The sequence below is a fragment of the Chryseobacterium sp. HNCC26DJ238 genome (genome assembly GCF_057180465.1).
Map to the genome: position 1 here is coordinate 103,327 of NZ_JBXUGI010000007.1, position 26,067 is coordinate 129,393.

The 26,067-nt window shown below is 35.7% G+C and carries 29 protein-coding genes and 1 tRNA gene; 13 read left to right on the forward strand and 17 right to left on the reverse strand.

What is annotated here, in order from left to right; all coding sequences use genetic code 11:
* The first annotated feature begins 4 nt into the window (after positions 1-4).
* From AC2A07_RS08505 to AC2A07_RS08530, 6 genes are all read left to right on the forward strand, one after another.
* Positions 5-847: an energy transducer TonB gene (locus AC2A07_RS08505; RefSeq protein ID WP_314495392.1), complete on the forward strand. Its 843-nt coding sequence runs from the start codon at positions 5-7 to the stop codon at positions 845-847.
* Positions 848-920: 73 nt separating this feature from the next.
* On the forward strand, positions 921-1,118 hold the full coding sequence (locus tag AC2A07_RS08510) for a C4-dicarboxylate ABC transporter (protein ID WP_484050040.1): 198 nt from the start codon (positions 921-923) through the stop codon (positions 1,116-1,118).
* On the forward strand, positions 1,108-1,974 hold the full coding sequence (locus AC2A07_RS08515) for a PstS family phosphate ABC transporter substrate-binding protein (protein WP_484050041.1): 867 nt from the start codon (positions 1,108-1,110) through the stop codon (positions 1,972-1,974). The genes AC2A07_RS08510 and AC2A07_RS08515 overlap by 11 nt, the downstream gene beginning before the upstream one ends.
* 91 nt (positions 1,975-2,065) lie before the next feature.
* On the forward strand, positions 2,066-3,718 hold the full coding sequence (locus AC2A07_RS08520; RefSeq protein WP_314495397.1) for a tetratricopeptide repeat protein: 1,653 nt from the start codon (positions 2,066-2,068) through the stop codon (positions 3,716-3,718).
* Between the two features lie 167 nt (positions 3,719-3,885).
* Positions 3,886-4,605, forward strand: coding sequence for a bacillithiol biosynthesis deacetylase BshB1 (gene bshB1 / locus AC2A07_RS08525; protein ID WP_484050042.1), 720 nt, complete (start codon positions 3,886-3,888; stop codon positions 4,603-4,605).
* Positions 4,606-4,640: 35 nt separating this feature from the next.
* A tRNA-His gene (locus AC2A07_RS08530) sits at positions 4,641-4,716 on the forward strand.
* A gap of 96 nt (positions 4,717-4,812) precedes the next feature.
* Here AC2A07_RS08530 and AC2A07_RS08535 read toward each other — a convergent pair.
* Together AC2A07_RS08535 and AC2A07_RS08540 are read right to left on the reverse strand one after the other, a co-directional pair.
* Entirely contained in the window at positions 4,813-5,148 is a 336-nt protein-coding gene (locus tag AC2A07_RS08535) for a DUF3276 family protein (RefSeq protein ID WP_029295477.1), read from the reverse strand.
* A gap of 99 nt (positions 5,149-5,247) precedes the next feature.
* Complete coding sequence (locus tag AC2A07_RS08540) at positions 5,248-6,909, reverse strand: ABC transporter ATP-binding protein (RefSeq protein ID WP_484050043.1); 1,662 nt, start codon at positions 6,907-6,909, stop codon at positions 5,248-5,250.
* Positions 6,910-6,999: 90 nt separating this feature from the next.
* On the opposite strand from AC2A07_RS08540, the gene AC2A07_RS08545 reads away from it, so the two are divergent.
* The 4 genes from AC2A07_RS08545 (at position 7,000) to AC2A07_RS08560 (ending at position 9,741) form a co-directional block, all read left to right on the forward strand.
* Positions 7,000-7,905 carry a transcription antitermination factor NusB gene (locus AC2A07_RS08545; RefSeq protein ID WP_314495406.1) on the forward strand — a complete coding sequence of 302 codons (906 nt, stop codon included), beginning with the start codon at positions 7,000-7,002 and terminating at the stop codon, positions 7,903-7,905.
* A gap of 11 nt (positions 7,906-7,916) precedes the next feature.
* A complete protein-coding gene (locus tag AC2A07_RS08550; protein WP_484050044.1) occupies positions 7,917-8,447 on the forward strand; it encodes a DUF1573 domain-containing protein in 531 nt (176 codons plus the stop codon).
* 6 nt (positions 8,448-8,453) lie between these two features.
* The gene (gene yajC, locus AC2A07_RS08555) at positions 8,454-8,810 is read left to right on the forward strand and encodes a preprotein translocase subunit YajC (RefSeq protein WP_484050045.1); all 357 of its coding nucleotides are present in this window, start codon (positions 8,454-8,456) and stop codon (positions 8,808-8,810) included.
* Positions 8,811-9,009: 199 nt separating this feature from the next.
* Complete coding sequence (locus tag AC2A07_RS08560) at positions 9,010-9,741, forward strand: SDR family NAD(P)-dependent oxidoreductase (protein ID WP_484050046.1); 732 nt, start codon at positions 9,010-9,012, stop codon at positions 9,739-9,741.
* On the opposite strand, the gene AC2A07_RS08565 is transcribed toward AC2A07_RS08560, so the two are convergent.
* From AC2A07_RS08565 to AC2A07_RS08625, 13 genes are all read right to left on the reverse strand, one after another.
* On the reverse strand, positions 9,738-10,277 hold the full coding sequence (locus tag AC2A07_RS08565) for a hypothetical protein (protein WP_314495413.1): 540 nt from the start codon (positions 10,275-10,277) through the stop codon (positions 9,738-9,740). The genes AC2A07_RS08560 and AC2A07_RS08565 overlap by 4 nt on opposite strands.
* Positions 10,278-10,308: 31 nt before the next feature.
* Positions 10,309-12,183 (reverse strand): DNA ligase D, encoded by a 1,875-nt coding sequence (gene ligD / locus AC2A07_RS08570; protein ID WP_484050047.1) that lies wholly within the window; start codon positions 12,181-12,183, stop codon positions 10,309-10,311.
* A gap of 77 nt (positions 12,184-12,260) precedes the next feature.
* Complete coding sequence (locus AC2A07_RS08575) at positions 12,261-12,860, reverse strand: DNA polymerase ligase N-terminal domain-containing protein (RefSeq protein ID WP_484050048.1); 600 nt, start codon at positions 12,858-12,860, stop codon at positions 12,261-12,263.
* 2 nt (positions 12,861-12,862) lie between these two features.
* Entirely contained in the window at positions 12,863-13,648 is a 786-nt protein-coding gene (gene ku, locus AC2A07_RS08580) for a non-homologous end joining protein Ku (protein WP_484050049.1), read from the reverse strand.
* A 148-nt stretch (positions 13,649-13,796) separates the two neighbouring features.
* Positions 13,797-14,762 carry a Fic family protein gene (locus AC2A07_RS08585; RefSeq protein WP_484050050.1) on the reverse strand — a complete coding sequence of 322 codons (966 nt, stop codon included), beginning with the start codon at positions 14,760-14,762 and terminating at the stop codon, positions 13,797-13,799.
* A gap of 225 nt (positions 14,763-14,987) precedes the next feature.
* The gene (gene recQ / locus AC2A07_RS08590) at positions 14,988-17,165 is read right to left on the reverse strand and encodes a DNA helicase RecQ (RefSeq protein WP_484050051.1); all 2,178 of its coding nucleotides are present in this window, start codon (positions 17,163-17,165) and stop codon (positions 14,988-14,990) included.
* A 132-nt stretch (positions 17,166-17,297) separates the two neighbouring features.
* Complete coding sequence (locus tag AC2A07_RS08595; RefSeq protein ID WP_484050052.1) at positions 17,298-17,534, reverse strand: DUF7660 family protein; 237 nt, start codon at positions 17,532-17,534, stop codon at positions 17,298-17,300.
* A 2-nt stretch (positions 17,535-17,536) separates the two neighbouring features.
* Positions 17,537-18,067, reverse strand: a complete 531-nt coding sequence (locus AC2A07_RS08600) for a hypothetical protein (protein WP_484050053.1) — start codon at positions 18,065-18,067, stop codon at positions 17,537-17,539.
* Between the two features lie 35 nt (positions 18,068-18,102).
* Positions 18,103-19,857: an aspartate--tRNA ligase gene (gene aspS, locus AC2A07_RS08605; protein WP_484050054.1), complete on the reverse strand. Its 1,755-nt coding sequence runs from the start codon at positions 19,855-19,857 to the stop codon at positions 18,103-18,105.
* Between the two features lie 171 nt (positions 19,858-20,028).
* Positions 20,029-20,463, reverse strand: a complete 435-nt coding sequence (locus AC2A07_RS08610) for an ankyrin repeat domain-containing protein (RefSeq protein ID WP_314495427.1) — start codon at positions 20,461-20,463, stop codon at positions 20,029-20,031.
* A 124-nt stretch (positions 20,464-20,587) separates the two neighbouring features.
* Positions 20,588-21,013, reverse strand: coding sequence for an ankyrin repeat domain-containing protein (locus AC2A07_RS08615; protein ID WP_484050055.1), 426 nt, complete (start codon positions 21,011-21,013; stop codon positions 20,588-20,590).
* Between the two features lie 16 nt (positions 21,014-21,029).
* Complete coding sequence (locus AC2A07_RS08620; RefSeq protein ID WP_314495431.1) at positions 21,030-21,233, reverse strand: helix-turn-helix transcriptional regulator; 204 nt, start codon at positions 21,231-21,233, stop codon at positions 21,030-21,032.
* Between the two features lie 3 nt (positions 21,234-21,236).
* Positions 21,237-21,782, reverse strand: coding sequence for a DUF2975 domain-containing protein (locus AC2A07_RS08625; protein ID WP_314495433.1), 546 nt, complete (start codon positions 21,780-21,782; stop codon positions 21,237-21,239).
* 123 nt (positions 21,783-21,905) lie between these two features.
* On the opposite strand from AC2A07_RS08625, the gene AC2A07_RS08630 reads away from it, so the two are divergent.
* Together AC2A07_RS08630 and AC2A07_RS08635 are read left to right on the forward strand one after the other, a co-directional pair.
* Positions 21,906-23,300, forward strand: coding sequence for an MATE family efflux transporter (locus AC2A07_RS08630; RefSeq protein ID WP_484050056.1), 1,395 nt, complete (start codon positions 21,906-21,908; stop codon positions 23,298-23,300).
* 82 nt (positions 23,301-23,382) lie between these two features.
* Positions 23,383-23,502 (forward strand): 30S ribosomal protein THX, encoded by a 120-nt coding sequence (locus AC2A07_RS08635; protein WP_314495437.1) that lies wholly within the window; start codon positions 23,383-23,385, stop codon positions 23,500-23,502.
* Between the two features lie 56 nt (positions 23,503-23,558).
* Here AC2A07_RS08635 and AC2A07_RS08640 read toward each other — a convergent pair whose 3' ends face one another.
* A complete protein-coding gene (locus AC2A07_RS08640) occupies positions 23,559-24,218 on the reverse strand; it encodes a DUF937 domain-containing protein (RefSeq protein WP_484050057.1) in 660 nt (219 codons plus the stop codon).
* A gap of 108 nt (positions 24,219-24,326) precedes the next feature.
* Entirely contained in the window at positions 24,327-24,836 is a 510-nt protein-coding gene (locus tag AC2A07_RS08645) for a DUF2480 family protein (RefSeq protein WP_484050058.1), read from the reverse strand.
* Positions 24,837-24,946: 110 nt separating this feature from the next.
* Between AC2A07_RS08645 and lpxB the strand changes: the two genes are divergently transcribed.
* Positions 24,947-26,053, forward strand: coding sequence for a lipid-A-disaccharide synthase (lpxB, locus tag AC2A07_RS08650; protein ID WP_484050059.1), 1,107 nt, complete (start codon positions 24,947-24,949; stop codon positions 26,051-26,053).
* Positions 26,054-26,067: the final 14 nt, after the last annotated feature.

A 26,067-nucleotide genomic window follows, 5' to 3' on the forward strand; every position in this document is an offset into this window, starting at 1 on the left:
TACAATGGCAGATGAAAATGCTTACGGTCCTAATCTAACTTTAGATGAGATCGTATTTGAAAATAGAAATAAAAATTATGGGGCTTATGATATCAGAACGCAGTATCCCAGATTACTGACAAAATCTTTTATTATTGGTACCTCTATATTTTTATTGATTGCATTATCTCCCTTAATCTATTTAACCATTAAAAATTTAACTGCCGAAGAGCAGGTTGAAGTAAAAGCTGATTTGGTTGATATTATTCAGGAAGATAAAATTATAGAGCAGCCTAAGGAAGAAGAACCACCTCCACCACCTCCACCAAAGGAAGAGGAGAAAATTGAAATTATTCAGAATGTGGTTCCGGAACCGGTAAAAGCTCCAAAGATTGAAACTCCGCCACCACCGATTTCTAAGCAATTAGAGACAACGACTGGTTTGGTTAATCAGGAAGGGGTGAAAGCTCCGGCTTATACACCGCCGCCGCCACCGCCATCTACAGGTAACAAAGCTTCAACAGCTGAAGTTAAACCTCAGGTAAGTGATACGCAGGTATATAGTGAGGTTGAACAGACTGCGGAGTTCCCTGGAGGAATCAATGCTTTTAGAAATAAAGTATCTGGTAACTTTGACGGTTCTGCTATGAATGGTGATGAAGGTACTGTAAAAACTGAAATTACTTTCGTTGTTGAAAGAGATGGATCTATTACAGACGTAAAAGCTAACGGTAAGAATTCAGATTTTAATTCTGAAGCTGTTAGAACGATCAAGTCAATTAAGAATAAATGGACTCCTGCAAAAATCAACGGTCAATCTGTTCGTTACAGATTCAGATTACCATTAACGATGAATTTTGAAGGATAGAATTTATCTTTAAATATTAGTTAAAAAGAGAAGCATATGCTTCTCTTTTTATTTTTTTTAATACTTTTGTTATATGGTTTTCAAATATTTATCCTTAGTTACAGGATTTTGTTATATAGTATTGGGATTGGTTATTATATTTTATAAAACCTCTTTTGCCAGTTTTGATCCTACAATGATTCTGGTGTTTGGTATCGCTATTATTTTATACGGTACTTTCAGAATCTGGCGTGGATTTATCAATCTTAAAAATGACAGCCATGAAGAATAGTATTATATTAATGCTTGTTTTTTTACTGACCGCTGCCGGCTGTTCAAAAAAAGAAAAATCTCTGTCTTATAACAACGGTGAGATGACCATTCTTACTGATGAGTCGTTCAAAAGCGTAACTGAAGCATTAGCGGAAGGTTACATGATCAGTTACCCTGAAAGTAAAATAAAAGTCATTACTAAAAAAGAAGATTTGGGTTTTTTGGATCTTTTAAACAATAAGGTGAAAATTGCCGTTATGTCTAAAGATCTATCTCCTGAAGAAAAAGATGCTTATGAGAAACAGGTAGACTTGAAATTTATTCCTGCCAGATTTGCTGCTGACGCAGTTGTTTTTGTGGTTCCGAAGAATTCGGACAGAACAAGTATCACAATGGAAGAAATCATCAGTGGAATGCAGTCTGACGAGAAAAACTTTATTTTTGATGGAGCCAATTCCAGTAATCTGAATTTTATTGCTCAAAAATTAAAAAAACTTCCTAAAGACCTGAAATATTCTGTGATTCCGGGAAGTACGAAAGTAATTGAGGAATTGAGCAGGTATCCTGATAAAATAGGGGTTGTTGGCCTAAATACCCTCAGCAGGCCTTATGATAAAAACGCTGAAAAGTTAAGAGAATTAATAAAAGTTTTACCTGTGGTAAGTAAAGGAAAAACATATTCTCCGGATTTCGATGGAATGCGTGAAATGAAATATCCTTTTACCAGGGTTCTGTATTTCCTGACCAATGAAGGCAACTTTAACATTGCCAATGGATTTATCAGATATTCATGCACTCATTTAGGACAGAAGATCGTTCAGAAAGAAGGTCTGCAGCCTTACAATATTTATCCCAGAGAAGTTCAGATGCGTTAAATAATATTAAATTAACCTGATTACCAATTTAATTCATTTATTTTGGTCTGAAAATTGTGGGTAACCTATAGTTCAATTTAGAAAATATTTAATGAAAGATATAATGATTATGAATGTAAAGAAGATTGCTTTTGGAGCAGCGGTTGTATTTTTTAGCAATTTTACAGTTGCACAGACGTTACAGGAGGGTATCAACAGTGTTGACAGTGACAAGTTTGCTCAGGCGAAGAATAATTTTACTCAGATGATCGCTAAAGAGCCGAAAGCTGAAAATTATTTTTATTTAGGAAATACATATTTAAGACAGTCAGAGCCTGATTTTGCTCAGGCTACAGATAATTTTAATAAAGGTCTTGCTGCAGACAGCAAAAGTTACTTAAATAAGCTTGGTTTAGCTGCTGTTAAACTGGGAAAAGGTGATAAAAGTGCGGTCGCTGAAATTCAGAATATAGTTAAGGATTCAAGAGAAAAGGATGCTGAAGTTCTGTTCAGAGCTGCAGAAGCATTGACTTTATTTGAGAAAAACAACTCTCCTGATCTGGCTATTCAGTTTTTGAACAAAGCGATTGAAAGAGCAGCTAAAAAGGAGGTTCCTGCAAACTACTATTATACTTTGGGTGATGCTTACAGACTGAAAAAGATTCCCGGAGATGCAATGACCGCTTATGACAAAGCGTTGCCTTTAGCTAAAAACAAAGCTTCTGTTTATACAAGAATCGGAACGCTTTGGATGGCTGCACAGCAATGGCAGCAGGCTAAGACAAGTATAGAGAAAGCGATTGCTACTGATCCTACGTACGCACCGGCTTACAAGGCTTTGGCTGCATATAATATCAAATATCAGGAGAATGCAAAAGCGACTCAGGATTTGATTAACTACACCAAATATGCAGATGAGGATCCATATACACAGTTAGAAATTGCAAAGCTGTATTTCACCAATGAAGATTATGCAAACTCAAAAGCGATTTTAGATAAAATTTTTGATAAAATCAATGATCCTATCAAATTCAAATTGAGATCATATGTTAATTATGCTGACGGACAATATGCAGAAGCAAAAAAGAACATGGATTCATTCGTCTCCCAGGCCGAAAAGTCAAGAGTACTACCTGCTGATCAGGGATTACAGGGCTTGATTGCAGCGGGATTAGCGAAGACTGAAACTGATGCAGCAAAAAAAGCAGCTTTAACATCAGAATCTCAGCAGAAAATCGCTATCGCAAAAGCAGCGAAAGACGAAACAATGAAATGGGATATGGAATTGGCTAAGATAAGTGGAGGAGGTGCAGCATCTCAATCTTCTGTTGATGCAGGTCCTACCAACCCTCAGATTGAAGCTTTGAAAAAGCAGGTGGCTGCTAATGCTCAGGATTCTGATGCATTATATAAACTGGCTACGGCCTATCAGGATGTGAAAAACTGGAATGGTGCGATCATGACATGGCAGAAAATGAGTACAATCCTTCCTGATTGGGCTCCAGCATATTACAGTTTAGGATATGCTTATCAGCAGGCTACAAACAATGATGCCGCAAAAGTGGCTTATGAGAAATACATTGCTACCGTAAAACCCGCAGAAGTGGAGGCTAATAAGCAAACTCTGGCGTATGCTTATTTTGCAGTTGCTTATTTATCTAAAGATTCTGATGCAGCGAAAGCAAAAGATTATGTTGCTAAATCTTTACAGTTAGATCCGACTTATCAGGATGCTGTAAAATTAAACACTGAAATAAACAAGTAATCTGATTTTTAAATCATAACTATATAAACTTCCCATCCATCAGGCCTGGGAAGTTTTTGTTTTTAATCATATATTTGAAACTGTGAAATACTGCAGAAATATTGAGTTGATGTAAAAGAAATACTCACTGAAGCATTATTATAAATTATATAAAATCTTTATTTTAAATGAAAACAGATATACTGGCTTTCGGCGCTCATCCTGATGATGTTGAATTGGGATGTGGCGGAACAATTGCTAAATTAATTTCAGAAGGGAAAACCTGTGTTATTGTAGATTTAACCCGCGGAGAATTAGGGACCCGTGGAACAGATGAAACGAGAAAAGAAGAAGCAACAGAAGCCGCAAATATTTTGGGCGTCTCGGCAAGGGAAAATCTTGGGATGAAAGATGGTTTTCTTGTTAATTCAGAAGAATATCAGTTGAGTATTGTAAAAATGATCCGCAAATACCGCCCTGAAATTGTTTTAGCCAACGCAATCGACGACAGGCATCCCGACCATGCAAAAGCGGCTAAATTAGTTTCTGATGCCTGCTTCTTAGCAGGTCTCCGTAAGATTGAAACCGCCATCGATGGAGAATCTCAGGAAATCTGGAGACCTAAACAGGTTTTTCATTATATTCAATGGAAAGATATCAAGCCCGAATTTGTAATCGACATATCAGAACACCTTGAGAGGAAGTTGGAGGCTTGTATGGCGTTTAAAACACAGTTCTATGATCCTGAATCAAAAGAACCGGTAACTCCGATTGCAACAAAAGACTTTTATGAAAGTCTGACTTATCGTGCTCAGGATCTCGGAAGATTATCAGGTGTAGCGTTTGCAGAGGGCTTTACGACAGAAAAGTTATTAGTTTTGAAAAATTTTGAAGGAATTGTTTTGTAAGTAAAATAAAATTTCTATATTTGCACCCACGAAACGGTGATTGTAGCTCAGTTGGTTAGAGCGCCGGATTGTGGTTCCGGAGGTCGGGGGTTCGAGACCCCTCATTCACCCACATTAAAACACATCTTCTTTTGAAGATGTGTTTTTTTTATACAAAAAAAGCATCTGAAAAGATGCTTATGTTTTTATAGTGGGAAGGCTGCTGATTTAAACTTCGTCGTCAGAATCTATCGTATAAGTTCTGCTTTTAAAATCTTTATCATGTTTCTCAGATATTACATCTTCACCTTTCTCATTAATGATAAAATCTGTAGATTCATTGAACATTTCCTGAAAACTTTTAAAATCTTCCTTGTATAGGTAAATCTTATGCTTTTCAAATGTAGCTTCTCCATTCTCTCCGAAATTCTTTTTGCTCTCGGTAATTGTAAGATAATAATCTCCTGCTTTCGTCTCGCGCACATCAAAGAAATACGTTCTTCTTCCTGCTTTTAACACCTTCGTGAAAATTTCATTCTCATGGCGTTCCTTGTATTCACTCATTATTAGATATTTTTTAATCTTGTTAAGAACAAATATAAAATATTTCTTTTAATCACAAAATTTTTTTTATGATTTATTTAACAATTCCAAAAGAAACAGCTATGCAGTTACAGAATTGGTAATTTCAGTAAGATTAATAATTTTATCAGCTCTCTGAGCGCTGGACTCTCTGTGTGTGATAATTATGGATGTCGCATTATGAATTTTGCTGTCGATGTTTTCTAAGATATTCTGTTCCGTTTCTGTATCTAATGCTGACAGAGAATCGTCGAAGATAATGATGTTCGGATCTTTTATCAATGCTCTGGCAATACATATTCGCTGTTTCTGACCTCCTGAAAGCATCACTCCACGCTCACCAACCATTGTTTTGTAACCTTCTTTGAATCCGACAATGTTTTTGTGAACATCCGCTATTTTAGCATATTCGACAACTTTTTCGTGGGAAGGACTGTCAATGGAGAATCCGATATTATGCTCAATCGAATCTGAAAACAGGTAACTCTCCTGTGGAATATATCCAATAAAATCCCGGTAATTATCAAGATTAAGTTCTTTCAGGTTTTTGCCGTCGATCAGAATCTCACCCTCAGTAGGATCTATAAGTCTGCATAACAATAATGCAACGGTTGATTTTCCACTTCCTGTCTTCCCCATAATGGCTAATGACTGACCGGCATCAATAGTAAAACTCAAATTATCTAAAGCCTTGATTCCGGTATTTGGGTAAATGTAGGACACATTTCTGAATTCTATATTTCCTTTGACAGGATCCTTTTCAAAATTTTTATTAATGACCTCAGATTTTTTATCCAGAAATTCATTGATCCGCTGCATAGATGCCTCTGCTCTCTGGTTTACTGAAGTTACCCATCCCACCATAGAAAAAGGCCAGATCAATATATTGATGTACATAAAGAAATCGGCAATTTTACCTACGCTCAGTTCCCCTGCAATGTACTTTTGCCCCCCGATCAGAATGATCGCAACGTTGAGCAGACCGATTACAAATAAGATAATCGTAAAGAAATATGCTTCTGTTTTTGCTAAATCAAGAGCTTTTTCCTGATAATCGGTCACCTTTACTCCGTAACTTTTTTTAATATAGTTTTCTTTTGCGAAAAATTTCACAACCCTTATTCCTGAAAAGCTGTCCTGTACGAAAGTGGAAATCGCTGACTGACTCTTCTGCATGATTTTCGATTTTTTATTAATGATCGAACTCACCTTAAAAATGATAAAGGAAAGAATTGGAAGAGGAAACAGAGTCCATACAGTCATTGAAACATCAGTCTTCAGCATATAAATACAGGTGATTGTCAGCAGGATCACGAGGTTCACTACATACATTACACCTGGCCCCAGATACATTCTTACGGCAACGACGTCTTCACTGAGACGGTTCATAAGATCTCCTGTGGTGGTAGTCTTGTAATCGGTGAGGGATAGTTCCTGATAATGTCTGTATATTTTATTTTTAAGCTCATATTCTATTCTTCTTGATGCAACAATAATGGTCTGTCTCATCATAAAAGTAAAGAATCCTGTTAGAAGGGAGCATCCGACAATAATGGCAACATAAATAAGAACCTGTCTGTTGAATCCCAGATTGCCCTGTTTAGTCAGTTCATCTACAGATTTTCCTACGAACTGTACTTTATATATGTTGAAAAAGTTGCTGGCAATTATAAAGAGTAACCCCCAAAACAATAATATTTTGTGCTTCCAAAAGTAAGGGTTCAGAGTTTTCAGTGCTTTCATAAACTTTTGCAAAATTACAAAAATTGATACAGAGTGCGAATCACATACATTTTAAATTTTGTATCTTTGCACCCATAAAAAGCTCTTTGAATGTTAGGAAGAAGACAAATCCGTGAGAAAGTGGTGGAGAATGTATATTCATACTACCAAAATCCAATTAAATTTGATGTTTTAGAGAAAAACATGTTCTCGAGTATAGAGAAAATCTATAATCTGTATGTTCTGGAACTCAATTTTATGGTTGCCCTGAAAGCGCTCGCAGAAAATCAGATGGAAATCGGTAAGAATAAATACTTCAAAACCGATTCTGACATCAATCCCAATCAAAAATTTATCAATAATCAGGTTCTGATCAAGTTGGAAGAAAATCCTGAGAGGCTTTTCTTTTCCGGTCAGCACCAGGATTTGAAATGGGATCTGCACGATGATTTTTTAGTGCGTACTTTCCAGAGAATGACTTCAGGCAAAAGATACCAGGATTTCATGAAGGAAGAAGAATACTCTTTTGATGAAGATCAGAAGTTTATCGGAAAACTTTTTCTGAGATATGTAGCGGAGAATGAAGATTTTCATGATTACGTAGGAGACCGTGAACTTTCCTGGTCGGATGATATTCACATTGCGAATTCAATGGTTCAGAAAACGATAGGTTTTATCAAGGAAAATGAAGACAGCCGTACGCTGATCAAAATGATTAAAGATGAAGAAGATAAAAACTTTGCCGGAAAATTATTGAGAGATACACTGAACAATTGGGAAGGCAATGAAAAAAAGCTGTCTGAAAGATTGGAAAACTGGGACCTGGATCGTGTCGGACTGATGGATAAAGTAATTTTAACAATTGCATTGACCGAGCTTGATCATTTTCCTCTTACCCCTTCAAGAGTTATCATCAATGAATATATTGAGATTTCTAAAGTATTTGCAACCGACCGTTCCAATATATTCATCAATGGAATTTTAGATAAATATTGTAAAGATTTAAACAGAATATAAACAGAATAAAAATGAAAAAGACGTTATCAATTATCGCTTTGTCTATCATAGGCTCTGGTTTGGTTTCTTGTAAAAAAGAAGAAAACAAAGGGATTCAAAATTCAGAAACTGCAGTATCAGATTCTACAACTACAGTAAATCCAACTGATTCTGCAGGAACAGCAGCAAAAGTAACTCCTCCGGTAACAGGTGGAAGTGCACAGTCGCCAGCAGTTTCAAATCAGCCGTTAACTACAATTGCTTTATCTCAGAGCAGTTATGATTTCGGAAACATTAAAAAAGGAGATAAGGTTAATCATGTATACGAAATTACCAATACAGGTAAGAATCCGCTGGTTATTTCTGAAGTAAAACCTGGATGTGGATGTACTGCTCCTGAATTTACAAAAGATCCGATTTTACCGGGTAAAAAAGGGAAGATTACATTAAGTTTTGACTCTTCAAGCTTTGACGGTGCTGTTCAGAAATATGCAGATGTTTTTGCCAACGTGGAAAATGCTCCGATTAAACTAACGTTCAATGCAAACATTCAACCTAAATAATCAGATATGGTAACATTATTTTTACAGGCACCTGCAGGAGGGTCTTCTCCAATGATGCTGATCATGATGGGCGTCATGTTTGTAGGATTTTATTTCCTGATGATCAGACCTCAGATGAAAAAGCAGAAGCAGGAGAAAAAATTTCAGGATGATCTTAAAGTAGGAAGCAGAGTGGTGCTGACTTCAGGTCTTCATGGAAGAATTGCTCAGATCCAGGAGGACGGAATCGTTATTGAAACCCTATCCGGAAAATTAAAATTCGAAAAAGCTGCTATTTCGAGAGAATTTACAGCGGCCAGATTTGGTGATAAAGCGATAACAGCTACTGATAAAAAAGAAGTTATTGATACTGAAAAAAAATAAATTTCAGTTTGATATTATTATAAAACGGCGCGGTGATCAAAGGTCACCGCGCCGTTTTTCAAGTATGCTCCTTATGAAAATCTACAGCTTTTTTTAATTGTTTTTTTTAATTTTAAAAAGTCAGGAGACCGATGTATTTAAATGATTGTTCGTGATTGTCAGATTAGCGTAATTCATGTTTTAAAAATATCTTTGCCCAATGAATCAAAACAAAACTAAAACCGTTCTTATACTCGGTGCCAATTCTGATGTGGCTAAACAATGTATTCTGCAATATGTTGAAAAAGGCTTTGAGATTATAGCTGCATCCAGGAATACCGACTCTCTGAATGATTTTGTTGAAAAAAATAATCTGGCATCAGCAGTTTCCGTTATGTATTTTGATGCTGCGGATTTTGATTCCCATCAAAGGCTTTATGATGGACTTCCTGTTCAGCCTCATGTTGTTGTGTATGCTGCAGGGTTTTTAGTTGAAAACTCAGAAGCTTTAAGAAATTTTCAAGGTACGCAGCAAATGATACAGGTCAATTATATGGGCGGTGTTTCTATTCTTAATATTATTGCAGCCGACGGAAATAATAGGAATTTAGAAAGAATTATTGGACTGTCTTCGCTTTCAGGGGTCAGAGGAAGGAAAAGTAATTTTGTTTATGGAAGTACAAAAGCTGCTTTCACGACCTATTTAGCTGGTTTAAGACAGGAATTACAGGGAAGGAATGTAAAAGTCAATGTTTTGATAAGTGGATATATTAATACAAAAATAAATGCAGGTCTGGATCTTAATAAAAGCCTTTTAATGGAACCTGATTATGTGGCGGAACATATCGTTAATGCTGGAAATTCTTTTACAATCGTTCCCAATTTTAAATGGAAAATGATCTATTTTGTTTTGAAAATTCTGCCGGAGAGTCTGGTAGCAAAATTGCCTTAGGGTTTTAATTTTGAATATTTTTGCAGAAAACTATGAATGGTTTCAAATTCGTCAGCCATTACTTCAGTTTTATTTACAATGAAGTTTACATTTGAAATGGGATTAATTAATAAATGATTATCCTTTAAATCATAGGTTGTTTTTTCCCAAATCGAACAAATGGTGTTAAATGGATTCTTAAATTCAATCTCCTTATCATTGAGTCGTATATGAGAAATTTCAGATTTTAATTTATATTCGGCAATAATTTTCTCTACTTCAACTTTAAATTTCTTTTTTGAGACAAAATACCGATATGTTATAATAAGGCAGGATCCACCAAGGAAAATTCCAATGTATTTTATAATATAATACAGTAGATTTGTGTTAAAGTTTTCTATCGGATAAAAACCTAAGAAAAGAAATACAACAGTTATAACAATAATTCTGGTTCTAAACTTAAAAACTTTATCCCAGACGTATTTAAAGTAAAAATTCTGATTATCTCTTTCATTTTTTTCGTTAAAGGAAAGGTTAATTATAATATCCCCGTTCATTGTTATTATTTATATGACCAAAAATATCAAATTACTTCGCATCCTGCAACAATTCCAGTGCCTTCATCATATCGATTCCCTTTCCTAAAACAGGCTTAAAAAGATCTCCTTTAGCTTTAATTCGTTCCAAAGCATTTTCTATGTTAAAATCTGTTGGCTTCAATCCTTTTTTCAATTCGTCCCATTCCAGTGGCATAGAAACAGCAGCTCCTTCCTTTGGTCTCAGACTGTACACGCTTGCCAAAGTCTGACCCTGCCGGTTCTGAAGATAATCAAGGTAGATTTTTTTATCGTCTCTTTTCTGAAGGCTTCTTTCCAGGGTCGTTATTTTCGGAAGTTTATCATTGACCTGCTTCATCAGGATGTGGGCAAAATCTTTGACCTGGTCATCATCATAACTGCCACCCATAGGAATATAGATGTGAATTCCTGTGCTTCCGGACGTTTTACAGTACCCTTTTATTTTAATTGCACCCAACACTTCTCTGACCTGTTGAGCGGTCTCAATCACATGATCAAAAGAATTTTTCTTTGAAGGGTCTAAATCCAGAACCAAATAATCGGGATGGTCAAGATCAGGAAGAGAGGAGTTCCACGGGTTGAAATCAATGCAGCCAAGATTATTAAGATAAGCCATTGTCGCTTTGTCATTACAGATGGCATAATCAATATACTTATCAGTAGATTCTGAATGGACTTTTGTCGTTTTGATCCAGTCCGGAAAAGTATCACCGGTATCTTTCTGATAAAACCCTGACTGGTCAATTCCACTTGGGAAACGGTTCAGTGAAAGAGGGCGGTTTTTCAAATGAGGCAAAAGGTATTCAGCCACAGACTGGTAATATTCCACAACATCTCCTTTGCTAATTTTATCTTTGGGAAAATAAATTTTATCCTGATTGGTGAGTTTTATTTTGTGTCTGTTCAATGTAATTTCTGTGTCTTTTTCATCACCATTGTCTTCTTCAATCTTTTTTTTAGTTGACATATTGTTAGGGTTTTTATCTTTTTGACTTGATATATTCATCTCATCCGTATTCTTGTCTTCCCGCAGTGCTACGAAAACAGGATGGCGGAACATGCCGTCTTTAGTGATTTCCGAGTATTTTATTTCGCAGACTAATTCAGGCTTTACCCAAGTTACGGGCATATTGGTCTTTGGAATGGTTTCAAAAGGAGCATTTTTCAATTCTGATTTTTTTAGTATCAGATAAAGCCGGTTAAGCAATTCATTATTAAATCCCGTTCCGGTATGCCCTGAATAAATTAATTTACCTTCCGCATATTTTCCGAGAATCAATGCTCCAAAACCCTGACGGGAACCTTTTGGTTTAGTAAAACCACAGATGACCGCTTCTTCTGTATTGGTAAATTTTATTTTGAGCCAGTCTGTACTCCTTGAATTTTCACTGTAAATGCTGTCCGATCTTTTGGCTATCATTCCTTCAAGCTGCATTTTTTTCATCTGATCAAAGAAATCAATCCCTTTTTCAGGAACGTGGTCACAAAATCTGATTAGATCGGTTTCAATGAGTGCGTCTTTTAACAGTTCTTTTCTCTGTATCAGTGGAAGTTCTTCTGTCGAATGGCCATTAAGCCAAAGGAGATCAAAAACCTGATATGTTAAAGCCAGATTAGGATTGTCACCTATCTGCTGTAGTAACTGAAAACTCGGTTTGCCATTTTCATCGTATGCGACAATTTCGCCGTCAAGAATCATGTTATGTTTCTGTTGTTTGAAATCGTTGGAAATGATATCAAACTTTGATAAAAAGGAAATTCCGTTTCTGGAATAGAATAGGGGAAGCTTTTTGCTCAGATCTGCCACGGCCCGGTAGCCGTCCCATTTAATTTCAAAAAGCCAATTCTCGTGGTCGAAAGGTTTTTCAAAAGATTTTGCCAGCATGGGCCTGATGAAGGTTTCTAATTTTTTTTCATCCCCTAAAGAATTGAATTTTTGAAACTTTGATTTGGTGTCAGATTTTATTTCTTTCTGCTGCTTTTTGGGCTTTTTTTTTCCTCGATGAATTTTGAAACTAATGATTTCGGCGAAACGTTATCTTCTGCATCATATTCGTCTTTTGCAAATTTATCTTTATGCTTAATCAAAAGCCATGCGTTGTTTTCCGCATTTTTCATTTTAACCAAAGCAAATTCTCCTTTCAGTTTTTTACCATGTAAAATGAATTTTAGTGATCCTGATTTCAGTTCCTTTAATAATTCTTTTTCATCCGACAGTTTACTGGTATCATCCAGAGGTTCATAAGTTCCGCTGTCCCAAACTTCGACCTGCCCGGCCCCATAATTTCCGTCAGGAATGTTTCCTTCAAAATCTTTGTAATCGTATGGGTGATCTTCTACCATCATCGCCAACCGTTTGTCATCAGGATTTAATGACGGCCCTTTCGGAACTGCCCAGCTTTTTAGAACGCCTTCCATCTCCAAACGAAAATCATAGTGGAGTCTTGACGCAGCATGTCTCTGTATTACAAAAATAAGCTGATTTTCACTTTTTTTTGTTTTTCCTTTAGGTTCGGTTGTTTCGTCGAACTTTCTTTTTTCGTTATAATCTTTAAGTGCCATGATCAGGAAGCATTTTTAGATTTCGGACTTTGTAAACTTGCTTTCAGCTGAGCCATTAAGTCAACCACTTTACCTTGTTTTGCAGGTTCTGATTTTTTCAGTTTTATTGATTTTCCTTTGGCTTTTTTCTTGATAATTTTAAGCAGCTCTTCCGAATAGGTGTTTTTGTAAAACGAAGGATCAAAAGATTCAGAAAGCTGTTCGATGAGATTTTTAGCCATCTTTAATTCAGCAGGTTTCGGAGCTTTTTTAGCAGGAATTTTCAAATCTTTGTAATCTCTTATTTCCTGATTAAACCGTAATCTGTTTAATACTAAAACGTCATCATTATAAGGACGGATCATTCCGATAGCTTCCGAATCGCGTAAAACAAATGTTCCGATACCCACCATTTTTGTCTGTTGCAGGGCTTTGATTAAGAGCCGGTAAGCATTTTCGCCGTTTTTTTGAGGTTCCAGAAAATAAGGTGTCTCAAAATAAACAGAGTCTACTTCAACTTCTTTTACAAAATGTTCGATGCCCAGGATTTTTGTTTTTTCAGGGCTTGCAGCTTCGTAATCTTCATCTTCGAGAACGACATATTTATCGTCGATCAAAAAACCTTTTACGATATTTGCCCACTTGACTTCCTTTCCCGTTTTTTCATTGACTCTTTTGAATTTGATATTGGAAAAATCAGATTTATCCAGCATATCGAGATCCAGTTTGCTGGTTTCTGTTGCAGAATAAATCTTTACAGGAATATTGACTAAGCCAAAACCAATGGCACCGTTCCAAATTGCTTTCATTGTCTTTCTTTTTTTGTAAACTTACAATGATTGTGCCGTGGGAATATTATATGGTCCCTTTTCTAAATTAGAAGATAATAAATTTAGTATTCGAATTAAATCAAAAATCAACACAAAAGTAAAGCGAAGACTTAATCTCCGCTTGTATTTAAGTCAGTTTGAGTTTTCTCTTTCTGTCCCGTTTTTCTATATAATCTAAAACAGCATCTTTTGTCGTCAACCAATTTCTGCCTTCTTTGAAAGCGTCAATTTTCCCTTGCCTTGCGAGCAAACTCATATATTCCTGTCCATATGGAATATTCGGTTCGTTCACAATATCAGAAATACTCTGATAATTATCATAAGTATTGTTTAACGAACCTAAATATATGTCTAAACTTCTCTCCAAAGCCTGTAAAATAAGCAAAACCAATTTCGAATAATTCCCATTATTTGCAAAGTTCAGAGCATCGTAATATTTTTTCCTGTCGTTTTTAAGAATGATTGCAGGCGGAAAACCTTCTTTCATCAACAATAAATTAAAAAGCAAACGAGCAGTTCTTCCATTTCCATCAAAAAAAGGATGAATCCAAACAAAGCGATGGTGAAAAATGGCAGATTTTAAAATGATATTCATGTCAAAATTGTTCGTCCAATCAATTAATTCGGTGATGTATTCATCAATTTTCAAAGCGTTTGGCGGAACAAAATTCGCTCCGGAAATCCTTACACCCGAAGTTCTGAAACGACCGGCAAAATCTTTTTCAATTTTTTGAAGAACCAATTCGTGAATATTCAAAATATCGGTTTCCTTCAAAATATAGCTATCAGATATTAAGCTCTCCACCAATATAATTGCTTCCTGATGATTTAAGGCTTCGAAATGTTCCCGTAAAGATTTTCCTTTGATAGTAAAACCTTCTTCGATAACCATTTTGGTTTCCTGAAGCGTCAAAGTATTCCCTTCAATACTGTTCGAATTGTAGGTCCATTCAATCATCAGACTTTCTTTTATGCTTTTCAGAGCATAGGTCGGGATAGGGCGTAACTGATCTAATTCCTCTTTTTTCTGCAGAATTCTTTCGAGTTGTTTTTCTAAACCCTCAAAGTGATAAGGATATTCTTGCCATTTCATCTTATGCTTTTTTGTCTGTATTTATATGTCAGATGCAACGTCTATAAAAGATTACGAATTTTTAATCAGAATTTTATCAGACGTTTCATAATGATAAATTTACGATTTTATTTTAATATCGGATATATGAATTATAAGATACATCCGATATTAATATTTTTTAGAAATAAAATTACACCTTCAGGGTCGGGGAAATAATTTTGATGAAATTTTAGTTTCAAAAAATTACTGCTGCGAATTATGATAAGCAATCGCAACATGAATTTCAAAATAAGAAAAATCATCGCCTAATTCTTCTTTAATCGCTTTTAATGACTGAATGGATTGAGATTTGGCAATCTCAAGGATAGGTTTTATTTTGTTGACGTCCATTAATTCGGTTGGTTTTATCGCTCCCGATTCTACATATTTTGCTAAATGATTTTGGATAGTGTTAATCGATAGACTTCTGATTTTTGCAATTTCCTCAACACTGTGATGCTGCTTGTATAGTTCAAAAGTTGTTGCAAAAGTTCCTGATGTACTTTTAACTGCTTTCTTTGGTGCACGTGCTTTTTTAGGTTTTTTCTCCGAAATTTTACTGCCTACATTATTCTTCCTGCAAAATTCGATAATTGTTGGAAGAAATATATCCCCATACTTCTCTATCTTAAAAACTCCGAAACCACTGATCTGATTCAATTCTTCTTTTGAACTAGGCATATAAGATGATAATTCCAGCAAAGTCGCATCAGAAAAAATAACGTAGGGCGGAACATTTTCACGCTCGGCAATTTCCCTTCTTAAAGTTTTCAGTTCTGCAAAAAGTTCTTCATTTGCATCGATATCAGGAGTGAAATAATCAGTTTCTATTTCTGCAATGGTGACAGCTTTTGCTCGTTCTTTTACTTTCTGAAAGATTATTTTTTTATTTTTAAATAAAATTAATCTGCTTTCTTCATTTAATTTCAAAACAGGAAATTCCTCATTCGATTCATACAGGAAGCCTTTGATGAGCAACTGAGTTATTAAGTTTTGCCAATAGTTTTTATCCTGATTAATTCCTACGCCATAAGTAGGCAGACTGCGCATGTAGTCTGTAATTTTAACACTTTGCGAACCCCGCAGAAAATCAATAATCAGTGTTTTTCCGTAACGTTCTTTCAATCTGTAGACTGCGCTCAATAATTTCTGAGCATCAGCCGTTGCATCAAAAGTTTCAAAATCACTGAGACAATAATCGCAGGAATTGCAGCTGCCATCGTGCTTTTCGCCGAAATATTCCATCAGATACTGTCGTCTGCATTTTTGCATTTCGGCAAAGTCGGACATCTGTTTCAGTTTTCGCAGCATCAGTTCAGATTGCTCTTTATTGCCTTCTATCATTGCAAATCGTTTGAGTTTCATCACATCCGCATTTGAATAAAACAAAATCGCTTCACTCGGTAAGCCATCTCTTCCGGCTCTTCCCGTTTCCTGATAATAACTTTCTATATTTTTGGGCAAATCTGCATGCATCACAAAACGGACATTGCTCTTGTCGATTCCCATCCCGAATGCAATCGTAGCCACCATTACTCGTGTTTTGTCCTTCAAAAAATCTACCTGCACTTTTGCCCTTTCCACAGAAGAAAGTCCGGCATGATAAAAAGCCGAGTTGATGCCGTTTTCTCTCAGCTTATTCGACATTTCTTCAGTTCCTCTTCTTGATAAGCAGTAGATAATACCGGAATCGTCCGGATGCTCGTTATGGTACTGAATGATGTTTCGCAGAACAGATTTTTTCGGCTGGACAAAATATTTGATATTGGCTCTGTCAAAGGAAGAAATCAAAACCAGAGGTTCCTGAAGATTGAGTTGTTTGCTGATGTCTTTCCTTGTAATTTCGTCTGCACTTGCCGTCAAAGCGATGATTGGAATTTCTGGAAACTGTTTTTTTAAACCATTTAAAAACAAATAATCGGGACGGAAATCGTGCCCCCAATGCGAAACGCAATGCGCTTCATCAACCGCAAACAGGGAAATATTCACGTCATTCAGAAACTTTAAAAATGCTCCATTATCTGTACTCAGTTTTTCGGGTGCAACATATAAAAGTTTGAGCTGACCGTTTTTTAATTGATTAACAGTTTCATTTTGTTCAAATGATGACATCGAAGAATTGATGTACGAAGCAGAAATACCATTTACGCGTAAAGCATCAACCTGGTCTTTCATCAAAGCAATCAACGGAGAAATCACGATGGCTGTTCCCTCCAAAATCAACGCCGGAACCTGATAACATAGCGATTTTCCACCACCAGTTGGCATCAGAACAAAGGTGTCTTTTTTTAAAATTACATTATCAACCGCATTGGCTTGCTCAAGGCGGAAGTTGTCGTAGCCGAAGTATTGCTGTAAGATTTGCAAGGGAGATTTCATCATTTAAAATTTTGTGTTTAAGTAAAATTAATAAATTCTGATTAATTTTTGAATCTACCTTTTTAATTTAGTGGAAAAAAAAACTCATAGCCGAAAAAACAATGAGATCTTACTTTGATTTAGGATTGCTTTTTCTCATTGTTTTTTCTCATAAATAGAACTTCCTTTTAATATATCTGCAAAAACTTTCCAGTCAATCTTTTCTAAGTCAATATCCTGATTTGTGTTTTTGTGATATCCATCAATGTCTTCAACATAACGAGACATAGCTTCCAGATAGTCTTTAATGGTTTTGTTTTCCCATTGTTCTTTATTCTCAATGAAATCTAATCTTAGATTTTCTACGAATTGAATGAATTCTGATTTATTCATAATTATTGCAAATCAATAGAATCCTTTTGAATATAGTCGAATTTAGAAGTTCTTATATCCCCAATATCGGTGTCCATGTAATACTTTTTAGAAATAATGATATATCTGTTTTTTTCATAACAGTGTCTGATGATTTCAATAGGAATAGTTTTATTTTTTTCCAAATTTATAAAACCGTTAAAATGATCACACCGGTAACGTCCCTCCGTTCCTTCAATATTATTGAAAACATCATTTAAATCATTCTTACTAAAGAATATTCCATTTATTTCAGCATTGATAATTTTATTGTGTTTTAAAGTGTTATGAAAATCGAATTTTATGATTTGTTTTCCACCTAAAAAACAAATAGTACTTACTGTAATCAGAGTTCCTGCAATGTAAAAATTCTTTGAGATTTTCTCTGAAACTTCTTGCATTACATCGGGAGGATAATAAAGCATTTTCTTTGCTAAACTTATTAATAAATAGATGGCTCCAATTATTGCAGTAATAAATCCAATAGCCGAAAGTATTTGGATAAGTATTTTCATAATAAAAAAGCGGAGAAAAAATCTCCGCTTCTAATTTATGCTTTTAAATTTAATTTCAGTTCAAGCTCATCAAGCTGTTCGTCAGCAATTGCTGCCGGTGCGTCGATCATGACATCTCGTCCTGAATTGTTTTTAGGGAAAGCGATGTAATCTCTGATCACTTCGTTTCCGTCAAGAATTGCGACCAGACGGTCAAATCCGAAAGCTAAACCACCGTGAGGCGGAGCTCCGTATTTGAAGGCATTCATTAAGAATCCAAATTGGGCTTCTGCTTCTTCTTTCGAGAATCCTAACAAATCAAACATTCTTGACTGTAGATCTCTGTCGAAAATTCTGATAGAACCTCCACCGATTTCGTTTCCGTTCAGAACCATATCGTAAGCATTAGCTCTTGCTTTTCCGGGATCAGTTTCCAATAAATGAATGTCTTCAGTTTTTGGAGAAGTAAAAGGGTGGTGCATGGCATGGTAGCGTCCGCTTTCTTCGTCGAATTCCAATAAGGGAAAGTCAACCACCCAGAGAGGTGCGAAAACATCTCCTTTTCTTAATCCTAAACGGTTTCCGAGCTCCATTCTGAGTGCAGAAAGCTGTGTTCTTACTTTATGCTCGTTTCCGGAAAGGATCAACATCAGATCTCCTTCTTTTGCTCCGAATTTTTCGATGATTTTTGCCAGGTCTTCTTCATTATAGAATTTATTCACGGAAGAAGTTTTTACGCCATCATTCTGGAATTTAGCCCAAACCATTCCTGAAGCTCCGATCTGTGGTCTTTTTACCCAGTCAACAAGTTCATCGATCTGCTTTCTTGTATATTCTGCACATCCTTCAACATTGATTCCGACCACCAATTCGGCATCATCAAATATTTTAAAATCTTTACCTTTAACTAAATCATTCAGTTCCACGAATTCCATTCCAAAACGGATATCCGGTTTGTCATTTCCGTATTTCTGCATTGCATCGGCAAATGTCATTCTTGGGAAAGTTCCGAATTCCTGACCGGTAATATCTTTAATCAATGTCTTCGTCATTCCCTCAAAAACATTCATGACATCTTCCTGATCAACGAACGCCATTTCGCAATCGATTTGTGTGAATTCCGGCTGTCTGTCTGCTCTCAGATCTTCATCACGGAAACATTTTACAATCTGGAAATATTTATCCATTCCGCCTACCATCAACAACTGTTTGAAGGTCTGTGGAGACTGTGGCAATGCATAAAACTGTCCCGGATTCATTCTGCTCGGTACAACGAAGTCTCTTGCTCCTTCCGGAGTGGATTTAATAAGAACCGGAGTTTCAACCTCGATGAATCCTTCATCCGAAAGATAATTCCTTACCTTCTGTGCCATTTTGTGACGGAAAATCAGTTTATCTCTTACCGGAGCTCTCCTGATGTCCAGGTAACGGTATTTCATTCTCAATTCTTCACCACCGTCTGTTTCATCTTCTATCGTAAAAGGAGGAAGCTGGGATTCATTGAGAACCGTTAATTTGTCAACTAATATTTCAATTTCCCCTGTTGGAATGTTAGGGTTTTTGCTGACTCTTTCAATAACCTTTCCGGTAACCTGAATCACAAATTCACGTCCCAGTTTTTTAGCATTCTCCATCAATTCCGCTGAAGAACGGTCCTGATCAAAAACCAGCTGCGTAATTCCGTAACGGTCCCGAAGATCTATCCAAATCATAAATCCTTTATCACGGATGGTCTGTACCCAGCCTGAAAGGGTAACTTCTTCATTAAGATTTTTGAGAGATAATTCTCCGTTGGTGTGCGATCGAAACATACTAATTTGTTTAAAGTTTTGAATTTAAGTTTAAAGTTGAGTGTAAGACTCGAAACAACAAACTGGAAAGTTTGAATTTTCCGTGGGCAAATATAAGATTTTTGGGGGGTATAGAAACAAAAAAACTTCCGTGATGGAAGTTTTATAGAATTTTATATTATTAAATTTTGATTACAAAATTTTAGCCAGCTGCGTATGATTGTTTTTTAATGCAATTTCTTTTGCAGTCTCTCCGTTTGAGTTTTTTAAAGACTTACTGGCTCCTTTTTTCAGCAATGCTTTTGCCATTTCGGATCTTCCATACGTAGCAGCCTTCATCAGTGCAGCGTCGCTTCCGCAGGTTCTGTTGATATCTGTTGTGTTGTTAATTAAAAAATCGAAAATATTTTTTTTATCATATTGTACGCTTAGAGTCAAAAGGTCATAAGATCTCTCTTTAATATTAAAACATTTATTATAATCATCTTTTGTAAATACATTTTTAAATTCCTGAAGGTTGTCTGTCTGGAAAATTCTCAGTTGATCAGCAGGCATTTCCTGCGCGAAAAGACTGTTGGCAAAAATTGAGATGGCAATAAGTAATGTAGCTGATATAATTTTTCTCATAGTTTCTTCTCTTATGAAATACAAATCTAAATATTTTTTTCATATATCAGGATAATTTATTATTCCTTTATTTTAAGATAAATAATAGAAAGTGTATTTTGATAACATTCTGCCGGGATTGATTTTATTCCAAAAGTTTAGCAACTTCCGTCTTTTCATATTTTTTAGCATAATCAAGAGCACTATATCCACGGTCGGTTTTTATTTCTTTCTTTGCCCCATAATCTAAAAGTTTTTTTGCAAGATCAGTATTCCCATATTTTGCAGCGAACATCAATGGGGTTTTCCCGTCGCATACTTTCTCTAATGAAGCCTTTTCATCGATAAGCTTTTGGAAAACCTTTCTGCTGTTTAACTTAATTGACAATGCCAAAAAAGAATAAGAATTATTTTCATTCTGATAACACCGGTCAATATTTTCTTTATTAACGATGGTTGAAAAATCTGATACATCATCGTATCTTAACATTTTTTTCTGCTCATCACTGAGTTCCTGCCCTGAGTAAGAGGTGAACACTAAAAGTGATGCTGATAGGATTAGTTTTTTCATTGTACTATAGGTTTAATTAAGGTTTAAATTCCAAAAGGTCTCCGGGCTGGCAATCCAATGCTTTACAGAGTGCTTCAAGCGTAGACAGTTTCACCGCTTTTGCTTTGCCTGTTTTTAAAATAGAAAGGTTAGCCTGTGTGATCCCGATTTTTTCTGCAAGCTCCTGCGACTGCATCTTTCTTCGCGCCAACATGATGTCAACGTTGATAATTATCGGCATAATTTATATTGTTAGATCGTTTTCTTCCTGCATCATTTTTCCTTTTGCAAATATTTCTTTAAGAAAAATAAACAGACATCCGGTGATGATAAACAGAAGTGGAGGGTTTAAATTAAAATTTTCTGAAGAGGTAGATAAATCTATTATAAAATGGATTGTTCCAAAGCATAATAATCCAAAACCTAAAATTTTGAAATTTCGAACTGCTTTGTCAGTGAAAAACTGGTCTTTTGAAAGTTCAATCGAAATTTTAAAAACAATAATTAGTATAAAACATACAGAAATAAGTCCTACAAATGCAAGTGATATGCCTTCCAGAGAATTTTCAGCAGACAGAACCATTGTTGAAAAAGGATAATGAAATTGAATCATATCATTTTTTCCTGATTGATTATGGTTAAAGGAAATATAACGGTTTTGCGCTCCCGTTATGGTGTAAATGATCATCAAAAGCAGGATCCAGAGAGATAGTATTGAAAATCCTACGGTATAGATCCCAAATGGATATTTAATCCAGTAAAGAAGTGAATTTTTTCCGGTAATATTCATATCAATAATTGTTTATTTATTGCAAAGATATAATTAATTATTGTTTTGCGATAAATAATTGTTGTTTATTTTATTTGAAATTACATTTGTCGAATTTGTATTTTAGTGCGATTTAATTTTAGCATGAAAAAATATTTAATTTTTTTGAAAAAAGCTTTCAGCGAAGAAGACACTGATTACACCAAAATCAGCATTAGAAGTGCTGTATTACTTTTAGCAATTCCTATGATGCTTGAAATGGCTATGGAATCCGTCTTTGCTCTGGTTGACCTTTATTTTGTCGGTCATCTCAAAGAAAGTGGTTTCGCTATTCAAACAGTGGGTCTTACAGAATCTGTGCTTACCATCATCTATTCGATTGCTATCGGAATGAGTATGGCAGCAACGGCAGTTGTGGCCAGAAGAATTGGTGAAAAAAAGACCGAACAGGCTTCCAGAAGTGCTGCACAGGTAATTTCGGTGTCGTTTATTATAACCTCTCTTTTGAGCGTATTGGGAGTAATTTACGCAGAAGATATTTTGATTTTAATGGGTTCAAAACCGGATGCTGCAAAGTACGGCAAAGAATTTACACAAATTATGATGGGAAGCAGTGTGATTATTATGCTGCTCTTCTTAATTAACGGAATCTTCCGAGGTGCGGGAAATGCCGCCATTGCCATGAAAAGTTTATGGATTGCCAATATTGCCAACATTATTCTTTGCCCCATTTTAATACGGGGTTTGGGTCCGATCCCTGCAATGGGTTTAACAGGTGCTGCAGTGGCAACAACTATCGGAAGAAGTTCCGGAGTGTTTTATCAGCTTTATCATATTTTTATTGCTGATTCTCTGGTAAGGATCAGGACTATTTATTTTAAACCTGATTTTAAATTAATCACTTCCATCTTGAAGATAGCCATGCCGGGAATTTTGCAGTTTGTTATTGCCTCCTGCAGCTGGATCTTTCTTGCACAATTGGTTGCGACAACGGGAGGAAAAGACGCTTCCGCAGGTTATCAGACCGCTCTCCGGTTAATGATGTTTTTTATGCTTCCGGCTTGGGGGTTGAGTAATGCGGCTTCCACATTAGTCGGGCAGAATATGGGAGCGGGTGAAATGTTGCGCGCAGAGCAGTCTGTAACGAAAACGGTAAAATACAATGTGATTTTTATGCTTTTGGTGAGTTTGCTGTTTTTTATTTCAGGAGATTTTCTTGTTGGATTTTTTACAGAACAGATTGAAATTAAGAATTATGCCAAAAATGCATTACACATCATGAGCATAGGTTTTGTTTTTTACGGAATAGGTATGGTGACTATGAATGCCTTCAATGGAGCAGGTGATACCTGGACGCCGACCTGGCTCAATTTTTTGGGATTTTGGATGTTTCAGATTCCTTTGGCATATGCGCTTTCAAAATATTTTCAACTGGGACCTAAGGGTGTTTTTATATCTGTTCCAGTGGCAGAAACATTCATTACCGTTATTGCATTTATTTTATTTAAAAAAGGAAAATGGAAGAATGTGAAAGTGTAAATTTTTATTTGTAATATATTAACGGCAAATTTTTGAATTGTTGTTCTTAATGCGTAACTTGTGATAAATAAATTATAACATTATGGGAAAAGGAGACAGAAAGTCAAGAAAAGGAAAGGTGATTTTAGGAAGCTACGGAAAGAAAAGACCGAGAAAAGCTTCAAAATCTTACTCAGCAACTGCTGAAAAGCCAAAAGACTAAAAACAAAAATGACCGTAGAATATTTTTACGGTCATTTTTTATCTTTAAGATAAATTTTATTTTCCTCCAAAAAGTCCTCCAAGAATGTCACCTAATCCTCCTTGCTGCTGTTTTTGCTGTTGACCTCCGTTACCAAGTATGCTTCCCAGAATATCATTTAACGGATTTTCTGAAGATTTTGACTGTCCATTTCCTAATACACTTCCAAGAATGTCATTTAAAGGATTAGACTGTTGCTGTTGAGCCTGATTCTGAGCGCCTCCCAGGATTCCGCCTAAGAGATCTCCGAGGCCTCCGGATCCGACATTGCTCTGTTGTTTTTCTTTACCTATATATCCCATAATTACAGGGGCGAGCATTGCCAGAACTGGTCCTATTTTATCAATAGAAATTCCCGTATTTTGTGATAACTGATTCTCAACGTTATTTTTCTGATTTCCAAATATGTGAGAAAGGATTGATCCTCCTTCTTCCTGCCTGTAGTCAAGCTGCGAAGGATCTTCTAAAATACTTCCGTCGTGGTCTTTATCCAATGCACTGTTCAGTGCTTCAGCTTCTTTAGCATCCTGAGATTTGTTTCGAAGATATGAGATGATGAGCGGGGTAGCTACTGCCAGTAGGGCAATAATCTGATTTTTACTGATTCCGAATTTGTTTTCAGCCTGCTCAGCTACCTGATTTCCTGTGTTTCCTGTCAAAAGATCGATTAGATTCATCTTTGTGTCTGTTATTTGTTAGTTTATGAATATTATCAAAAAATATTCCAACAATTCTCATATTGACTTTAATCACAAAGCTTATGCTTTTCAGCAGTATGTATGCCGTTAATTCTTAAAGATCGGAACATTTGAACAGGCTTCACCAAACATCAGTGATTTCACAATCGGTTTCAGCTGTTCTACCAATTCAATGTACGCATTTTCTGGAATTTCTTTATCAGAACAGCCTTTTACCAAAACTCTTTTTCCCTTTAAATCCTCAAAATCATGGGTCTGAATGGCATTGTGCATTAAAATGACCTCTAAATCTTCTTTATTTCCGAAAATTATTTTTTTTGTAACATCAGTTAATTTAGCAGTAATTAAAAAGTAAGCCCAAAGTGGAACAATAGCATCAGCTGAATTATAAATATATACATACTGATCCTGATAATCTTCGGGATTAATTGCGGCAACTTTTTCACGGAAATCTTTTTCTTTGAGAATCATCTCCATGAACAGAAAATCTTTAAGATCAATGCCTTTTCTTATACCTTTCGGAACCAAATCCGTGAGGTCAAAATTAACCAGTCCGCTGGAGGCGACTTTATTTTTTATTTCAAATTCTTCTGACATTTTTTTATGATTATCTTTGAAGCAAATTTACTTAATTATAATTTGAATTCTGATGACTGAAGCTTTCATTTTGATAGATAAAATCATTCATCATATATCCATGATCATCCATGAAATATTACATTATTGCCGGTGAAGCATCCGGAGATCTGCACGGAAGTAATTTAATGAAATCTTTAAAAAGTAAAGATCCTGATTCAGAATTCAGGTTCTGGGGCGGTGATCTGATGAAAGAACAAGGCGGGACGCTTGTTAAGCATTACCGTGATTTGGCATTTATGGGGTTTCTTGAGGTAGCGATGAATCTGAAAACAATTCTGAACAATATTAAATTCTGTAAAGCTGATATACGAAATAACATACCCGATGTTTTAATTCTTATCGATTATCCGGGCTTCAATCTGAGAATCGCAAAATTTGCGAAAGAACTGGGGATAAAGGTTGTTTATTATATCTCACCCCAATTATGGGCATGGAAAGAAGGAAGAGTGGAAATCATCAAAAAATACGTTGATGAAATGATGGTAATTCTTCCTTTTGAAAAAGAATTTTATCAAAAACATCATGTGAAATCTCATTTTGTGGGTCATCCTCTGCTTGATGCGATTTCTTCGCTGGATGATATTGATAAAGAAGGTTTTAAAAGAGAAAATGATTTAAATAAAAAAGAGATTATTGCTCTTCTACCCGGATCAAGGAAGCAGGAAGTCGAAAAGATGTTAGAGATTATGTTGTCTGTAAGACCTTATTTTGAAGATTATCAGTTTGTTATAGCAGGAGCGCCAAGTCTCGAAAAAGATTTTTATCAGAAATACGTAGATGAGAATGTGCATTTTGTTTCTAATAAAACCTATGATTTGCTGAGGTGTTCTAAAGCTGCTTTAGTCACTTCGGGAACTGCAACCCTTGAAACTGCTTTATTAAATGTTCCGGAGGTCGTATGCTATCGTGGCAGTAAGATTTCCTATGCTATTGCAAAAAGATTGGTAAAACATATTAAATATATTTCGCTTGTTAATCTTATTATGGATAGAGAGGTGGTTAAAGAGTTGATTCAAAGTGAATTAAATACTCAGAATCTTGTTAGGGAACTGCAGTTAATTCTTAAGGGGGAAGATAGAAATACAATGCTCTCAGAATATGAAATTTTACGCAGTAAGCTGGGAGGTAAAGGAGCAAGTGATCATGCAGCAGATATTATTTTAAAAATCAGATAAATTTTAAGGATAAG

What these genes read in the sequence shown, in the direction of transcription:
- AC2A07_RS08505 (WP_314495392.1), top strand. Translation starts at nt 5, where the DNA reads ATGGCAGATGAAAATGCTTACGGTCCTAATCTAACTTTAGATGAGATC.
- AC2A07_RS08510 (WP_484050040.1), top strand. Translation starts at nt 921, where the DNA reads ATGGTTTTCAAATATTTATCCTTAGTTACAGGATTTTGTTATATAGTA.
- AC2A07_RS08515 (WP_484050041.1), top strand. Translation starts at nt 1,108, where the DNA reads ATGAAGAATAGTATTATATTAATGCTTGTTTTTTTACTGACCGCTGCC.
- AC2A07_RS08520 (WP_314495397.1), top strand. Translation starts at nt 2,066, where the DNA reads ATGAAAGATATAATGATTATGAATGTAAAGAAGATTGCTTTTGGAGCA.
- bshB1 (WP_484050042.1), top strand. Translation starts at nt 3,886, where the DNA reads ATGAAAACAGATATACTGGCTTTCGGCGCTCATCCTGATGATGTTGAA.
- AC2A07_RS08535 (WP_029295477.1), bottom strand. Translation starts at nt 5,148, where the DNA reads ATGAGTGAATACAAGGAACGCCATGAGAATGAAATTTTCACGAAGGTG.
- AC2A07_RS08540 (WP_484050043.1), bottom strand. Translation starts at nt 6,909, where the DNA reads ATGAAAGCACTGAAAACTCTGAACCCTTACTTTTGGAAGCACAAAATA.
- AC2A07_RS08545 (WP_314495406.1), top strand. Translation starts at nt 7,000, where the DNA reads ATGTTAGGAAGAAGACAAATCCGTGAGAAAGTGGTGGAGAATGTATAT.
- AC2A07_RS08550 (WP_484050044.1), top strand. Translation starts at nt 7,917, where the DNA reads ATGAAAAAGACGTTATCAATTATCGCTTTGTCTATCATAGGCTCTGGT.
- yajC (WP_484050045.1), top strand. Translation starts at nt 8,454, where the DNA reads ATGGTAACATTATTTTTACAGGCACCTGCAGGAGGGTCTTCTCCAATG.
- AC2A07_RS08560 (WP_484050046.1), top strand. Translation starts at nt 9,010, where the DNA reads ATGAATCAAAACAAAACTAAAACCGTTCTTATACTCGGTGCCAATTCT.
- AC2A07_RS08565 (WP_314495413.1), bottom strand. Translation starts at nt 10,277, where the DNA reads ATGAACGGGGATATTATAATTAACCTTTCCTTTAACGAAAAAAATGAA.
- ligD (WP_484050047.1), bottom strand. Translation starts at nt 12,183, where the DNA reads ATGCTGGCAAAATCTTTTGAAAAACCTTTCGACCACGAGAATTGGCTT.
- AC2A07_RS08575 (WP_484050048.1), bottom strand. Translation starts at nt 12,860, where the DNA reads ATGGCACTTAAAGATTATAACGAAAAAAGAAAGTTCGACGAAACAACC.
- ku (WP_484050049.1), bottom strand. Translation starts at nt 13,648, where the DNA reads ATGAAAGCAATTTGGAACGGTGCCATTGGTTTTGGCTTAGTCAATATT.
- AC2A07_RS08585 (WP_484050050.1), bottom strand. Translation starts at nt 14,762, where the DNA reads ATGAAATGGCAAGAATATCCTTATCACTTTGAGGGTTTAGAAAAACAA.
- recQ (WP_484050051.1), bottom strand. Translation starts at nt 17,165, where the DNA reads ATGATGAAATCTCCCTTGCAAATCTTACAGCAATACTTCGGCTACGAC.
- AC2A07_RS08595 (WP_484050052.1), bottom strand. Translation starts at nt 17,534, where the DNA reads ATGAATAAATCAGAATTCATTCAATTCGTAGAAAATCTAAGATTAGAT.
- AC2A07_RS08600 (WP_484050053.1), bottom strand. Translation starts at nt 18,067, where the DNA reads ATGAAAATACTTATCCAAATACTTTCGGCTATTGGATTTATTACTGCA.
- aspS (WP_484050054.1), bottom strand. Translation starts at nt 19,857, where the DNA reads ATGTTTCGATCGCACACCAACGGAGAATTATCTCTCAAAAATCTTAAT.
- AC2A07_RS08610 (WP_314495427.1), bottom strand. Translation starts at nt 20,463, where the DNA reads ATGAGAAAAATTATATCAGCTACATTACTTATTGCCATCTCAATTTTT.
- AC2A07_RS08615 (WP_484050055.1), bottom strand. Translation starts at nt 21,013, where the DNA reads ATGAAAAAACTAATCCTATCAGCATCACTTTTAGTGTTCACCTCTTAC.
- AC2A07_RS08620 (WP_314495431.1), bottom strand. Translation starts at nt 21,233, where the DNA reads ATGCCGATAATTATCAACGTTGACATCATGTTGGCGCGAAGAAAGATG.
- AC2A07_RS08625 (WP_314495433.1), bottom strand. Translation starts at nt 21,782, where the DNA reads ATGAATATTACCGGAAAAAATTCACTTCTTTACTGGATTAAATATCCA.
- AC2A07_RS08630 (WP_484050056.1), top strand. Translation starts at nt 21,906, where the DNA reads ATGAAAAAATATTTAATTTTTTTGAAAAAAGCTTTCAGCGAAGAAGAC.
- AC2A07_RS08635 (WP_314495437.1), top strand. Translation starts at nt 23,383, where the DNA reads ATGGGAAAAGGAGACAGAAAGTCAAGAAAAGGAAAGGTGATTTTAGGA.
- AC2A07_RS08640 (WP_484050057.1), bottom strand. Translation starts at nt 24,218, where the DNA reads ATGAATCTAATCGATCTTTTGACAGGAAACACAGGAAATCAGGTAGCT.
- AC2A07_RS08645 (WP_484050058.1), bottom strand. Translation starts at nt 24,836, where the DNA reads ATGTCAGAAGAATTTGAAATAAAAAATAAAGTCGCCTCCAGCGGACTG.
- lpxB (WP_484050059.1), top strand. Translation starts at nt 24,947, where the DNA reads ATGAAATATTACATTATTGCCGGTGAAGCATCCGGAGATCTGCACGGA.